The organism is Citricoccus sp. SGAir0253 (assembly GCF_005877055.1).
Classification (GTDB): domain Bacteria; phylum Actinomycetota; class Actinomycetes; order Actinomycetales; family Micrococcaceae; genus Citricoccus.
Genome location: NZ_CP039424.1, coordinates 1371601 through 1385174, shown reverse-complemented (window position 1 = coordinate 1385174; position 13574 = coordinate 1371601). Strand labels below are relative to the sequence as shown.

Below are 13574 nucleotides of genomic sequence, written 5' to 3'. Positions count from 1 at the left end.
GCACTGTTCGGTTGTCGGTGCCCGTCCGCCCCGGTCCCCTGGCCGGCGCGGTGAGTCTTCAGAAGATCCCGGGCAGGACCTCCTCGTCCGTCTCCGAGAAGGCGTTCTCCTGGTCCTCCAGGTAGGAGTTCCAGGCCTCGGCATCCCAGATCTCGGCCCGCGTGCCAGCCCCGATGACCGCCACGTCCCGGTCCAGTCCCGCGTAGTTGCGCAACGGGGCCGGGATGGTGATCCGCCCCTGCTTGTCCGGCGTCTCGTCCGAGGCGCCCGACAGGAAGACACGGATGTAGTCCCTGGCCTGGCGTGAGGACAGCGGAGCCGCCCTCATCTGCTCGTGAACCCTCTCGAACTCACGGGCACTGAAGACGTAGATGCAGCGTTCCTGGCCCCGGGTGAGGACCAGACCCTCGGCGAGCTCCTCGCGGAACTTCGCCGGGAGGATCAACCGGGCCTTCTCGTCCAGCCGTGGCGTGTAGGTCCCGAGGAACATGGACCACCGCCTTTGCCGTTCGAGGGGTCCGCTCGAGCCTCCTCAACACCACCATCCTCTGATGCCCTCCACTTTACCCCACTACCCTCCCCGGTCAAGCCATTCCGGGGCCTTCGACACGCCCGGATACGGCGCCGACCAGCACGGATGCGGGGGCCGCCCGGGGTCCCGCACACGGGAAGCCCGCAGGTCCGGGCCGCCCTGGAGGCCGCGCTCCGGGCCGGAGAACGGCGCGAGGGCCGGCGCGGGGAGGGCGGTGGAGTCCGCCGGAGGCGGCATGCGCGCCCCCCCCCGCCCGGCCACGGTGGAGGGAAGTGGGGGCGGCGCCGGGGGGCACGTGGAGGGCGGCGCCGGGGGGCACGTGGAGGGCGGCGCGGGGAAGGGAGCTGGAGGGCGCAGCCGGGGAGCGTGGTGGAAGACCCGGGCGGGGAGCGTGGTGGAGGACCCGGGCGGGGAGCGTGGTGGAGGACGGAGGCGGGACACGAGGGGCGACCGTGGCGCAGGGCGGGCCCCGGCCCGGGCGCGCGACGGGCGTCCGCGGGCACAGCACGAGGCCCCGTCGGCTGGCGACGGGGCCCGGGTCCGTGTCGGGGTCAGCGCCCGGTGTCGGCGCAGACCCCGGGGTCGGTCACGTGTCCTGGTTGCGGCGCTTCTCCCAGCGCTGCTCCAGTCCGTCCATGAACGGGGTGTTCTTCCGGGCGCCCCCGCGGCCCCCCGGGCGTCCCGACGGGGACGCCTTGGTCCTCGCGGTGCCGACGTAGACGCCGGCGGCCATGAGGACGAAGCCGATGATGCCGAGCCAGATGGCGTGCTGGGAGACGCCCCACAACAGGACGGCCAGCCCGACCACGGCCGCCACCGCGCCCGAGACCAGGCGCGACGTCGAGAACCGCCTCGTGCCCGCCTCGCTCATGCTGGTGGCGAACTGCGGGTCCTCAGCATTGAGCTGCTGTTCCAGCTGCTCCAGGAGCTTCTGCTCCCGATCAGACAACGGCATCGCTGCCTCCTCTTCCGGCCCCGGTCCTCCCGTGCATCTAGCATAGGGCCCGCCCTGCTCACCACGCCATATCAGTCCCGCCGAGCGCCGCCGCACGAGGCTCTTTCCGCCGTCAGCGTAGGCCGGGGCGTCGCGCATGACGTCCGCCGTCCACGAGGGTGGCCGGTCGGAGGGCCGCGGCGGGGAACCGGCGCCGGATGTCGTCCGCCACGCGGTCCGCGCGGTTCCAGTCGGCCGGCGGGCGCTCGTCCTCCCACAGGAGCGCCTCCTGGACGGCCTCCCCCTCGGCGGCGAGTCGCTCCGCCCGGATGCCGAGCAGCCGGACGGGGTGGCGCCGCTGGGCCAGCAGGTCCCGCAGCAGGTCCTCGGCCGCCTCCGCCAGCGGTCCGGCGGAGTCGACGGCGGCCGGCAGCGACCGCGTGCGATTCCGCACGGAGAGGTCGGGGGCCTTGACCTTGACCGTCACCGCCCCCGCCCGGGCGCCCGCTCCCCGCAGGCGGTAGGCGCACTCGTGGGACAGGGCCACGAGCACCCGGTGCAGCTCCGCGGGATCCTGGACGTCGACGTCGAAGGTCCGCTCGACGCCCACGCTCTTCGCCTCCCGCTCGGTGACCACCGGCCGCGGGTCGATGCCCCGCGCCAGGTCCACCAGGGCGGGGCCGTGGACCCCGAGCCAGCGCTCCATCCGCCGGGGCGACTGGGCCGCCAGGTCCCCCACCGTCTCCAGCCCGGCGTCCACCAGGCGCCGGTGGAGCTTGGGGCCGACGCCCCACAGGGCCGAGACGGGCAGCGGGTCGAGGAACTCGCGGGTCCGGGCCCCGGGCACGACCCACAGTCCGTCCGGCTTGGCCCGGGTCGAGGCGATCTTCGCCACGGACTTGGTGGTCGCCGCCCCCACGGTGCAGGGCAGGCCCGTGCGTTCGCGGACCCGGTGCCGCACCAGCTCGCCGATGCGCGCGGGCGCGCCCAGCCGCCGTCGGGCCCCCGAGACGTCCAGGAAGGCCTCGTCGATGCTGAGCTGCTCCAGGAGGGGGGTGAAGGAGGAGAGGATGCCCATCACCTCCCGGGACGCGGCCGTGTAGCGCTCGCGCCGGGGCTCGACGACGGCCACTCCCGGGCAGAGCGCCACCGCCTGGGCCAGCGGCATGGCCGAGCGGACCCCGCTGCGCCGGGCCTCGTACGAGGCCGAGAGGACGACGGACCGCCCTCCCCGGTGCGCCACGAGGGCGGGACGGCCCACGAGCTCCGGGTGGTCCAGCAACTCCACCGAGAGGTAGAACGCGTCCATGTCCACGTGGAGGATCACCGCGTCCCACGAGGGGTCCCCCGCCGCGCTCCCCGGCCCCGCGGTGCCCTGCTCGTCCATGCCTCCAGCCTAGGCCGTCCGGGTCCGGCCGCCGGGAGGGCTTCGGTAGGCTGGACGGCGTGCCTGAATCGCCCCGCGCCGACGCGCCACCGACCGCCCTGCCCGAGACGGCCTTCGTGGAGGCGGTGGGCCGGAGGCTCGCCGCGGTGATGGCGGGCTACGGCGCCGACGCGGCGGCGATCTCGCCCTCGGCCACGCCCCTCGTGGAGTCCATCGCCGCCCTCGTGCGCGGCGGCAAGCGGCTCCGGGCCGTCCTGGCGTGGTGGGGATGGCAGGGTGCCGGCGGCGCCCCGGACGACGACCGCATCCTCGAGGCGGCGGTGGCCCTGGAGCTGTTCCAGGCCGCCGCCCTCATCCACGACGACATCCTCGACCGGTCGGACACCCGCCGCGGCGCCCCGAGCGTCCACCGCTCCTTCGAGGCCCGGCACCGCGCGTCCGGCTGGCGGCAGGACCCGGGTCACTTCGGCACCTCGGCGGCCATCCTCACGGGTGACCTGTGCCTGGCCCTGAGCGAGGAGGTCTTCGCGGCGGCCGCGGACGCCTCCCCCGCCCCCGCGGCCGCCCGGTCCGTCTTCAACCGGATGCGCTTCGAGGTGATGGCCGGGCAGTACCTGGACGTCCTGGACGAGGTCGAGGTGCCGGGGAAGGACCCCGCGGCGGCCCTGGAGCGCGCCCGCACCGTCCTGCGGTACAAGTCGGCACGCTACTCGGTGGTGCATCCCCTGGACCTCGGCGGAGTCCTCGCCGATCCGCACGGCGCCCCCCGCGAACCCTTCGCGCGGTTCTCGACGCCCCTGGGCGAGGCCTTCCAGCTGCAGGACGACCTGCTCGGCGTCTTCGGCGATCCCGACACCACCGGGAAGCCGTCCGGGGACGACCTGCGGGAGGGCAAGCGCACGGCGCTCGTCGCCCACGCCCTCGACCTGCTGCCCCCGGAGGGCGCCGAGGAGCTCGAGCGCGCGCTGGGCGACGCCGGCCTCACGGACGGGCAGGTCGCGGGCCTGCAGCGACTGCTGGAGGAGTGCGGGGCACGCCGCCGCGTCGAGCAGGCCGTGGCCGCGCTCGGCGAGGAGGCCCTGGCGGCGCTGGACGCCATGCCCGTGGCGGACGACGTCCGCGCCGGACTGGGGCGGCTGGCCGGACGCATCCTCCGGTGGGGGGGCTAGGCCGCGGCGCTACCAGGCCAGGGCCTGGGCCCGGCGGCGGATCTCCGTCTTGCGCCCCTCGCGCAGGGCGTCGACCGGGCGTCCGGGGAGGGAATCGTCCTCGGTGTAGAGCCAGCGGATGGCCTGCTCCTCGGAGTAGCCCGCGTCCCCCAGCACGGAGATGGTCCCGCGCAGCGACTCGAGGGGGCCCTGCTCGCCCACGAAGAGGGCGGGGACGGCCCGGCGGCGGGTCTCCCCGATCCGTGCGGCGAGCAGCCGGCCCTCGTTGACCATGTTGTGCACCCGGGTGACGGGAATGCCCCACCGCTCGGCGAGGTCGGGGAAGTCCACCCACTCCCCCACGAGCTCCTCGAGGGCCTGATCGCCCGATGCCATGCCGTGCCTGTCCGTTGTACTCACCGGACCAGCCTAGCCACCACGGCGGGCCGGGCGAAGACGCGTTTGCGACACGCGAGCGTTACCGGATTGTTACTTCCGCTCTTCTCGGGGCTCACGTCCTTCAGGTACGTTTACTTTCGTCACATTTTCATTACAGGCACCTTCTGATGTCGTCCGCCACTTCCTTCACGGGAGTGACGCTGGCGCGGGCCGGGTGCCGCACCGCAGAGGAAATCCATGCCTGAACGCCCCACCGGTACGCCCCGCCTGCTGACGACAGCCCTGGCCACCTCCACCCTCCCCCTGCTGGTGCTCGGGGCGCCCGCGATGGCCGCCCCGGCGGCGGCCGACGTGCCGCGCCACGCCCTCATGCCGCGGACGGCCACGCCCGTGAACGTCCAGGCCGCCCAGGCGCGCCTCGGCTCCACCTCGCTGGCCAGCAGCCTCCCGGCGGCCTTCGTCGGCCAGGCGGCCGCGACCCCGGCCGCCAAGCCGCCGGCGACGTACACGGTCAAGGCCGGGGACACCCTGTCCCACATCGCCGAGCGCCACGGCATGGGCCTGTCCGTGCTCCTCAAGGCCAACGGCATGACCACCTCCTCGGTGATCCACCCCGGCCAGAAGCTCAAGCTCTCCGGCGCGGCGACCTCCTCCGGCCGCTCCACCGGCGCCAAGGCCCCCGCCTCCCGGTCCGCGGCCACCTACACGGTCAAGGCCGGGGACACCCTGTCGGGCATCGCGGCCCGCCACGGCATGGGCCTGTCCGTGCTCCTCAAGGCCAACGGCATGACCACCTCCTCGGTGATCCACCCCGGCCAGAAGCTCAAGCTCTCCGGCGCGGCGACCTCCTCCGGCCGCTCCACCGGCGCCAAGGCCCCCGCCTCCCGGTCCGCGGCCACCTACACGGTCAAGGCCGGGGACACCCTGTCCCACATCGCCGAGCGCCACGGCATGGGCCTGTCCGTGCTCCTCAAGGCCAACGGCATGACCACCTCCTCGGTGATCCACCCCGGCCAGAAGCTCAAGCTCTCCGGCGCGGCGACCTCCTCCGGCCGCTCCACCGGCGCCAAGGCCCCCGCCTCCCGGTCCGCGGCCACCTACACGGTCAAGGCCGGGGACACCCTGTCGGGCATCGCGGCCCGCCACGGCATGGGCCTGTCCGTGCTCCTGAAGGCCAACGGGATGACCACCTCCTCGGTGATCCACCCCGGCCAGAAGCTCAAGCTCTCCGGCGCGGCCCGCGGGGCCGCCTCCCAGGGCGACCTCGTGCCCAGCACCTTCCTGCACTACACCTATCCGGACCACGTGGTCTCCTCGGCGAACGTCAACAAGCGGGCGCTGCTCAAGGCCGGCGTACCGTCCCGGTCCCAGATGCAGTCCATCATCGCGGACACGGCCCGCCGGATGGGCGTGGACCCGTCCCTCGCCCTCGCCCACGCCTTCACCGAGTCGGGGTTCAACCACGCCTCCGTGTCCCCGGCCAACGCCATCGGCGCCATGCAGGTGATCCCGGCCTCCGGCCGCTGGGCCTCCGAACTGGTGGGCCGGGACCTGAACCTGCTGGACCCCAACGACAACGCCACCGCCGGCGTCGCCATCATCCGCCAGCTGCAGCGCACGGCCCCGTCGGTCGAGGTGGGCATCGCCGCCTACTACCAGGGCCTGGGCGGCGTGACCCGCAACGGCATGTACCCGGACACCAGGGACTACGTCGCCAAGGTGAAGGGGTACATGCGGCGGTTCTGACGGGCCCCGGCCTCGCCGGGACGGGTCGCCGCGGCCCGCCGTCTACGCTGGAGTGGTGACAGGACACCGCGCTGACCCCATGACCGGGACCGTCGTCGAGAGACGCTACGAGATCCTCTCCCGGCTCGCCCGGGGTGGCATGTCGACCGTGTACCTCGCCCTCGACCTGCGGCTGGACCGCGAGGTCGCGCTCAAGGTGCTCTACCCGCACCTGGCGGAGGACCCCGGCCTGGTCGAGCGCTTCGAGCAGGAGGCCAAGACCGCCGCCCGGCTGTCCCACCCCCACGTGGTCAACGTCCTGGACCAGGGCGTGGACGAACGCCCGGACGGGGACCTCGCCTACCTCGTCATGGAGTACGTGCCCGGCTACACCCTGCGCACGGTCCTGCAGCGGCGCCGCGCCCTGTCGCCCCGGGTCGCCCTCGCCTACCTCGAGGCGGTCACGGACGGGCTCGCCGCCGCCCACCGCGCGGGCCTCGTCCACCGTGACATCAAGCCGGAGAACGTGCTGGTCTCCCGGGACGGGCAGATCAAGGTGGCGGACTTCGGCCTGGCCCGCGCCACCACCAACTTCACCGGCGCCGGGGCGGCGCTCGTGGGCACGGTGGCCTACGTGTCCCCGGAACTGGTCAGCGGCTCCCGCGCGGACGAGCGCAGCGACGTCTACGCCGTCGGCATCATGGCCTACGAGATGCTCACCGGGCGCCAGCCGTTCACGGGGGCGTCCCCGCTGCAGGTGGCCTACCAGCACCTGCACCACGAGGTGCCCCCGCCCTCGCGCGCGGTGCCGGGCCTCGCCGACGGCCTCGACCGGCTCGTGCTGTGGTGCACCGCGAGCGACCCGGAGGACCGTCCCGCCGACGCCGGGGCGCTCCTGGCCGAGGTCCGCCGGCTGCGCTCGGTCCTGGCGGACGAGGAGCTCGACCACGAGCCGCCCGCCGCCGGAGCCGGCGAGGGCGCCCCGCCGGACCGCGGACGGCCCGCGGGGCACGACGACAGGGACCTCGACGGGCACGGGGAGCGTCGGGCCGACGGGACCGACGCCGGGGGGCTCGAGGCGGCCGGCGTCGAGGACGAGGACCGGGATCCCCAGCGCCGGGACGGCCCCGAGAGCGCCGAGGGCGGCGCCCATCCCGCCACGGAGGTCATCGCACCGGCCCGCGCGGCCGGGTCCCCGTCCCCGGACGGCGCCACGGAGGTCATCCGCCGCCCCCCCGCCCCGGTGACCGGCCCGGACGCGACCACGGTGCTGCCGGTCTGCGGGCCCCAGCACACCACCGTCCTGCCGGCCCTGTCCTCCCGGCCCGGCCCGGGGCATGGCCCCGACGGCGGCGCACCGGGGGCACCGCGAACCGTGGCAGCCGCCTCCGGCGCCGGTGACGGCGCCGAGGGCAGCGGCCTGCTCCCCCGTCGGCCCGCCGCCCCGCCGCGTCCGCCCTCGGCCCGGAGCCAGCGCCGGCTGGCGGCCCGCACGGCGCGCCGGCCCACGGAGGACCTGGGTCGGCGCAGCAGGACGCGGATGTGGCTCTGGGCCGCCCTGGTGCTGATCCTGTCCGCCGCGCTCGTGCTGGCCGGGTGGTTCTTCGGCTCCGGGCCGGGCGCCCTCGTCACCGTCCCGGACGTGGAGGGCCACAGCCGGGCCACGGCCGAGGACACGCTGCGCGCCTCGGGCGTGGCCTACACCCTGGCCGGGCAGCACCACGACCTCGTCGCCGCGGACAGCGTCATCACCACCGACCCGACCCCGGGCAGCGAGATCCGCCGGTTCACCACCGTCCACGTCACCGTCTCCGAGGGCCCGGAGCTGCTGGGGGTGCCCGACCTCGCCGGCCTCGACCGGGAGGCCGCACACCGGGCGCTGGCCGAGGCCGGGCTGTCGCCCGGGGCGGTACGCACCGAGCACTCCGACGCCGTCGGGCGGGGCCGCGTCCTCCGGCAGGACCCGGCCGCCGGCGAGCTCCTGCGACGCCACCACGGCGTGTCCGTGGTGGTCTCGGCCGGACCCGAGCCCGTGGACGTGCCGGACGTGAGGGGGCTGGCGGTCGGGGAGGCCGCCGAGGCCCTGCGGGCCCGCGGCCTGCGGCTCGAGGTGGCCGGCAGCGAGCACTCCGCGGACGTGGAGGCCGGGCGCATCAGCGCGCAGGAGTCGGCCACCGGCGCGGTGGCCCCGGGCACCGCCGTGTCCGTGCTGCAGTCCCGCGGACCGGTCATGGTCGCGGTCCCGGACGTCACCGGCCTGGCCGCCGACGACGCCCGGCGCGTCCTCGAGGAGGCCGGGCTCCGCGTCGAGGAACGGCGGGTACTGGGTGGCCTGCTCGGTGACCGCGGGGGCCGCGTGCGGACCCAGGACCCCGCGGCGGGCACGGAGTCCGCCGAGGGATCCACCGTCCGCCTGCTGGTGCTCTGAGCGCCGTCCTCCGGCCCGGCGCCGGTCAGCGCCGGTGGCCGGAGCGGGACAGCGCCTCGGTGACGAGGAACGCCATCTCGAGGGACTGCTGGTGGTTCAGCCGGGGGTCGACGAGCGACTCGTAGCGGTCGGCGAAGGCCGACTCGTCGATCGGGTCGGACCCGCCGAGGCACTCCGCCACGTCGTCGCCGGTCATCTCCACGTGCAGGCCGCCCGGGTAGGTGCCCACGGCGCGGTGTGCCTCGAAGAAGCCGCGGACCTCGTCCATGACGTCGTCGAAGCGCCGCGTCTTGTAGCCGTTGGCCGCCGTCACCGTGTTGCCGTGCATCGGGTCGGTGACCCACAGCGGATTGGCCCCGGAGTCCCTGACCGCCTCCAGCAGCGGCGGCAGCTTCTCGCGGATCCGCTCGGCGCCCATGCGCGTGATGAAGGTCAGGCGGCCCGGCTCGCGCTCGGGGTCCAGCTTGTCGATGAGGGCCAGCGCGTCCTGCGGCGAGGTGCCCGGGCCCAGCTTGACGCCGATCGGGTTGCGCACCTTGGACAGGAACTCGACGTGCGCGCCGCCCAGGTCACGGGTCCGCTCGCCGATCCACAGGAAGTGCCCCGAGGTGGCGTACGGCAGTCCGGAGCGGGAGTCGATCCGCGTCAGGGGGCGCTCGTAGTCCAGCAGCAGGGCCTCGTGGGCGGTGAAGAAGTCGGTGCGCCGCAGTGCCTCGAAGTTCACGCCCGCGGCGGCCATGAAGCGCACCGCGCGGTCGATCTCCCCGGCGATCTCCTCGTAGCGGGAGTAGGCCGGGTTCTTCATGAAGCCCTGGTTCCACGCGTGGACGGCCCGCAGGTCCGCGAAGCCGCCCTGCGTGAACGCCCGGACGAGGTTCAGGGTCGCGGCCGAGGTGTTGTAGGCCTGCACCATCCGCTGGGGATCGTGGCGGCGGGACTCCGGCGTGAACTCGTAGCCGTTGACGATCTCGCCACGGAAGGAGGGCAGGGTCACCCCGTCCCGGGTCTCCATGTCCGAGGACCGGGGCTTGGCGAACTGGCCCGCCATGCGTCCCATCTTCACCACCGGCAGGGAGGCGCCGTACGTGAGGACGACGGCCATCTGCAGGATGGTCTTGACGCGGGCGCTGATCTTGTTGGCGGTCGCGCCCGCGAACGTCTCGGCGCAGTCACCGCCCTGGAGCAGGAAGGCCTCCCCGCGGGCGGCGGCCGCGAGCTGGGTGCGGAGCACGTCCACCTCGCCCGCGAAGACGAGCGGCGGGGCCGAGGACAGTTCCGCGGTGGCGCGGCGGAAGGCCTCGGGGTCCTCCCAGGTGGGCTGCTGGGAGATGGGCTTGTCCCGCCACGAGTCCAGGCCGGGATAGTCGGCGGCGCCATTGGACTGGGCGGAGCCGAAGGCCGGGGTGTCGGTGAGGGAGTCGGAGATCATGGTCCAAGACTACGGACCCGGCGGCGCCGGCGCGCGTTCGTGACGCACCGCACCGAGCTCCGGGCCCACCGGCCCCGCACCGGACGGCCGCCGCTGGGCCCGCGGCCTACGCCCCCTGCCGACCGTGCGGCCCGCCGCCGGGACCGGCGTCCTTGACGGTGGAGGCGTAGACGTCCACGTACTCCTGGCCGGACAACCGGCGGATGGCCTCCATGATCTCGTCCGTCACCCGGCGCTCCACGAACCGGTCCCCCGCGCGGTCGTAGTACTCCGAGAAGTCCAGCGGGGGGCCGAAGATCATGCCCACGCGACGGATGGTGGGGATGGTCCGGCCGATCGGCTGGACCTTGTCCGTGCCGATCATCGCCACGGGCACCACGGGGACCCGCGCGGCGAGGGCCAGCTTGGCGACGCCGAGCTTGCCCCGGTACAGCCGGCCGTCGGGACTGCGCGTGCCCTCGGGGTAGATGCCGAGCAGCCGGCCGTCCCGCAGCACGTCCAGTCCGGACTGCAGCGAGGCGAGCGAGGCCTGGCCGCCGGCCCGGTCCATGGGCAGCTGGTTGGTGGCCTCGAAGAACTTGCGCGTCAGCCACCCCTTCACGCCCTTGCCGGTGAAGTACTCCTTCTTGGCCAGGAAGTGGACCTGCCGGCCCAGCTGGGCGGGCATGAAGATCGAGTCCGAGACGGAGAGGTGGTTGCTGGCGAGGATCGCCCCGCCGTCCTCCGGGACGTTGCCCAGGCCCTTGACCCACGGGCGGAACACGAGGTTGGTCACGGGCGCCACCACGAGGGTCTTGGCGAACCAGTAGAACACGGTGGGCTTCCTCCCGGGCGACGACGTGGACCGGACCCCAGTCTAGGGAGGCCGGCGCCGGTGCGGTGGACGCTACGCTGGATCCATGAACGCCCACCAGCGGGCGCTGTCCCTCCGCGGCGCCGACGCCGGCCCCCTGGCCGCCACGGCCGGCCGCGGACGGACGGCCGTCGCCCTGTTCCACGGCTTCACCTCCGGCCCCGTGTCCGTGGCCGGCTGGGCGCGCGCCCTCGCGGCCGCGGGGGCCGACGTGGAGGTGCCGCTCCTGCCGGGCCACGGCACGCACTGGCGGGACCTGGCGGCGGTCCCGGCCTCCGCGTGGCGGACCGCCGCGCGGGACACCGTGGACGGGCTGCTCGCGGGCCACGACCGGGTGGTCGCGGCCGGGCTGTCGATGGGCGGAGCCCTCGCCCTGGACGCCGCCGCCCACCGGCCGGTGGCCGGGACCGTGGTGGTCAACCCGGGCCTGCGCTTCGCCTCCGCGGCGGCGCCGCTCGCCGGGATCCTCAAGCACGTCATCCGCTCGGTGACGCCCATCGCCGACGACCTCGTCCGGCCCGGGGTGACCGAGCAGGCCTATCCGCGCACCCCGGTCGCCGCGGTGCAGCAGGTGGGTGCCCTGCAGGCGGCGGTCCGCGCCGGGCTGCACGCCGTCCGGACGCCGGTGCTGGCCTTCCGCTCGACGACGGACCACGTGGTGCCGCACTCCTCCATGGACGTGCTCGGCCGCCGGCTGCCCCCCGGGCTGCTCACCGTCCGCCCGCTCTACAACAGCCGCCACGTCGCCACCCTGGACTGGGACGCCGGCATCATCGAGCAGGAGTCCGTGCGCTTCATCGCCGCGCTGCCGTCCGGCCGGGACGTCGTGGCGGACCGGTCGTGACCGGGGCCCGCGACCGCGGCGCCGACGGCCCGGAGCCGCCCGGCGGCGACCCGGAGGAGATCGAGCGACGCTGGCGGGAGATCGTGGCGGACCTGGGCCCGCTCGGGACGGGGACGGAGGATCCCGACGCGGGCGCGGCGCCGCCGCACCCGTCCTCCTCGCCCGGGCCGTTCCCCGAGGCCTTCCCTGGCCCGCAGGGCGCCCCGCCCGGAGGCCGCGGCCCGCGCGACCGGCCCGCCGGGGATGGCACCGGGAAGGCCGGGCAGGACGATGGGCTGGAGGACGGGCTGGACGCGTCGGACGAGTTCGTCCCGCCGGAGCCGCCGGCGCTCGGCTCCGGCGACCCGGCCGTCGTGCTGAGCCTGGTCGGCGTGGCCGGCGCCCCGGCGGCCCTGCTGCTCCTCGCCATCCTGTGGCCGGGCGCGCCGGGGATCGTGCTGGGGGTCCTCGTCGGCGCGTTCGTGGCGGGCGCCGTCGGGCTGTTCCTGACCCTGCCGCGCGACCGGGACCGCGAGGGACCCGGCAACGGCGACGGCGCGCAGGTCTGAGCCGCGCCGGAGCCTCACCGGAGCCGAACCGGGTCAGCGCCGCACCGCCGCGGGGACTACCCGGCGGCGATGCCGGACACCGGCCGGCCGGCCCGCTCGAGCGCCACGCCGGCCGCGCCGAGCCAACCGGCCCGGTTGCCGAGCCGGGCCGCGGTCACGCCCGGCACCGGGCGGTGCCGGGCGCCGGGCAGCCGCCGGGCCAGCTCGGCGCGGGCGGGCTCCAGCAGCAGCTCGCCCGCGGCGGCGATGCCCCCGCCGACCACGATCCGCGACGGGTCCAGGACGGCGGCGAGGGTCGCCAGCCCGCGGCCGAGCCACCGCCCCGTCTCGGCCACGGCCGACCGGCAGGCGGGGTCCCCGGCGAGCGCGCCGTCCAGCGCGGTCCGGGCGGAGCGGTGTCCGGACCGGGCCGCCAGGGCGCCGGCCGAGACGACCAGTTCCCAGCAGCCGGTGTTCCCGCACGGGCATGCACCGCCACCGGGGTCCACGCTCATGTGCCCGTACTCCCCCGCCATGCCGTGGGCGCCGACGTCGACGGCGCCGTCCCGCACGAGCGCCCCGCCGATGCCCGTGCCGATGGCCACCATGACCATCCGGTCCCCCGCGGGCAGCGGCGCCCCGGTCCGGGCCTCGGCCCAGGCCGCGGCGTCCGCGTCGTTGAGCACCGAGGGCACCGGGACGGCGCGCGCGGCCGGCCCGCCGCCGGCGCCGGCCCATCCGGACGTGGCGGCGCGGGTTCCGGCAGGACCGCCGAGCCCCGCGAGGGCGCGGGACAGGTCGCCCGGCAGGTCGGCGCCGCGCCAGCCCGGCAGGTGGGGGCTGAAGACGGAGGCACCGCTGGCGGGGTCGATCCAGGCCGCGGCGGCCACGCCCCACGCGAGCGGCAGGCCGGGATGGGCGCTGCGGACCCGGGCGGAGACGTCCCCGGCCAGCCGGGCAGAGAGGGCGGCCAGGCCCGGACCGTCGTCGGCGAGCCCGTGCCGCGCGGTGGCCTCGCTCCCCTCCGGCCGGAGCCGGCCGTCCCCCAGCAGGAGCGCGGCACCGGCCTTGACGGCGCCGCCGCCGACGTCCAGGCCGACGGCCGCTGCCACGGGACGGTCCGCCCCGGCCCCCGTCCCGGGCCCCGCCGCCCTGCGTGCTGCCATCGTCGTGCCGCCTCCCGTGGGACCGCCGCGGGACGCCCGGCGACGGCCGATGTTACTCATGGGTAGTATCGTGGTGACTGTGGCGCAGCCCACACCGACTGGGGCATTCTCCGCTAAGGTCGGAGTACCGGGGACCCCCGATCCCGGGACGGACTGCGCCGGGAGAACCACTATGCCATGCCGGCGGCAACCGTCGATCACC

General features: G+C 75.6%; 12 protein-coding genes. 5 read left to right on the top strand and 7 right to left on the bottom strand.

Annotation, left to right across the window (positions count from 1 at the left end):
• Positions 1–58: 58 nt before the first annotated feature.
• The 3 genes from mraZ to dinB all read right to left on the bottom strand — a co-directional run bounded on the left by mraZ (position 59) and on the right by dinB (position 2853).
• The gene (gene mraZ, locus E7744_RS06225; protein ID WP_137773367.1) at positions 59–490 is read right to left on the bottom strand and encodes a division/cell wall cluster transcriptional repressor MraZ; all 432 of its coding nucleotides are present in this window, start codon (positions 488–490) and stop codon (positions 59–61) included.
• 628 nt (positions 491–1118) lie between these two features.
• Positions 1119–1487, bottom strand: coding sequence for a DUF3040 domain-containing protein (locus E7744_RS06220; protein ID WP_137773366.1), 369 nt, complete (start codon positions 1485–1487; stop codon positions 1119–1121).
• A 112-nt stretch (positions 1488–1599) separates the two neighbouring features.
• Entirely contained in the window at positions 1600–2853 is a 1254-nt protein-coding gene (gene dinB, locus E7744_RS06215; protein ID WP_137773365.1) for a DNA polymerase IV, read from the bottom strand.
• A gap of 149 nt (positions 2854–3002) precedes the next feature.
• Between dinB and E7744_RS06210 the strand changes: the two genes are divergently transcribed.
• Entirely contained in the window at positions 3003–4022 is a 1020-nt protein-coding gene (locus E7744_RS06210; protein ID WP_371415393.1) for a polyprenyl synthetase family protein, read from the top strand.
• A 9-nt stretch (positions 4023–4031) separates the two neighbouring features.
• On the opposite strand, the gene E7744_RS06205 is transcribed toward E7744_RS06210, so the two are convergent.
• Entirely contained in the window at positions 4032–4397 is a 366-nt protein-coding gene (locus tag E7744_RS06205) for an Rv2175c family DNA-binding protein (protein ID WP_137773364.1), read from the bottom strand.
• Between the two features lie 240 nt (positions 4398–4637).
• Here E7744_RS06205 and E7744_RS06200 point away from each other — a divergent pair, with 240 nt between their 5' ends.
• Together E7744_RS06200 and E7744_RS06195 are read left to right on the top strand one after the other, a co-directional pair.
• Positions 4638–6146 carry a lytic transglycosylase domain-containing protein gene (locus E7744_RS06200; protein ID WP_137773363.1) on the top strand — a complete coding sequence of 503 codons (1509 nt, stop codon included), beginning with the start codon at positions 4638–4640 and terminating at the stop codon, positions 6144–6146.
• 79 nt (positions 6147–6225) lie between these two features.
• Positions 6226–8553, top strand: a complete 2328-nt coding sequence (locus tag E7744_RS06195) for a PASTA domain-containing protein (protein WP_137773362.1) — start codon at positions 6226–6228, stop codon at positions 8551–8553.
• Between the two features lie 25 nt (positions 8554–8578).
• Here E7744_RS06195 and E7744_RS06190 read toward each other — a convergent pair whose 3' ends face one another.
• Both E7744_RS06190 and E7744_RS06185 read right to left on the bottom strand, forming a co-directional pair.
• Positions 8579–9982, bottom strand: a complete 1404-nt coding sequence (locus tag E7744_RS06190) for a class II 3-deoxy-7-phosphoheptulonate synthase (RefSeq protein ID WP_137773361.1) — start codon at positions 9980–9982, stop codon at positions 8579–8581.
• A 106-nt stretch (positions 9983–10088) separates the two neighbouring features.
• On the bottom strand, positions 10089–10796 hold the full coding sequence (locus tag E7744_RS06185; RefSeq protein WP_137773360.1) for a 1-acyl-sn-glycerol-3-phosphate acyltransferase: 708 nt from the start codon (positions 10794–10796) through the stop codon (positions 10089–10091).
• A gap of 85 nt (positions 10797–10881) precedes the next feature.
• On the opposite strand from E7744_RS06185, the gene E7744_RS06180 reads away from it, so the two are divergent.
• On the top strand, positions 10882–11679 hold the full coding sequence (locus E7744_RS06180) for a carboxylesterase (protein ID WP_137773359.1): 798 nt from the start codon (positions 10882–10884) through the stop codon (positions 11677–11679).
• The gene (locus tag E7744_RS06175; protein ID WP_137773358.1) at positions 11676–12227 is read left to right on the top strand and encodes a hypothetical protein; all 552 of its coding nucleotides are present in this window, start codon (positions 11676–11678) and stop codon (positions 12225–12227) included. Before E7744_RS06180 ends, E7744_RS06175 begins: the two co-directional genes overlap by 4 nt.
• A 56-nt stretch (positions 12228–12283) precedes the next feature.
• Here E7744_RS06175 and E7744_RS06170 read toward each other — a convergent pair whose 3' ends face one another.
• On the bottom strand, positions 12284–13318 hold the full coding sequence (locus E7744_RS06170) for an ROK family protein (protein WP_246858580.1): 1035 nt from the start codon (positions 13316–13318) through the stop codon (positions 12284–12286).
• Positions 13319–13574 lie beyond the last annotated feature (256 nt).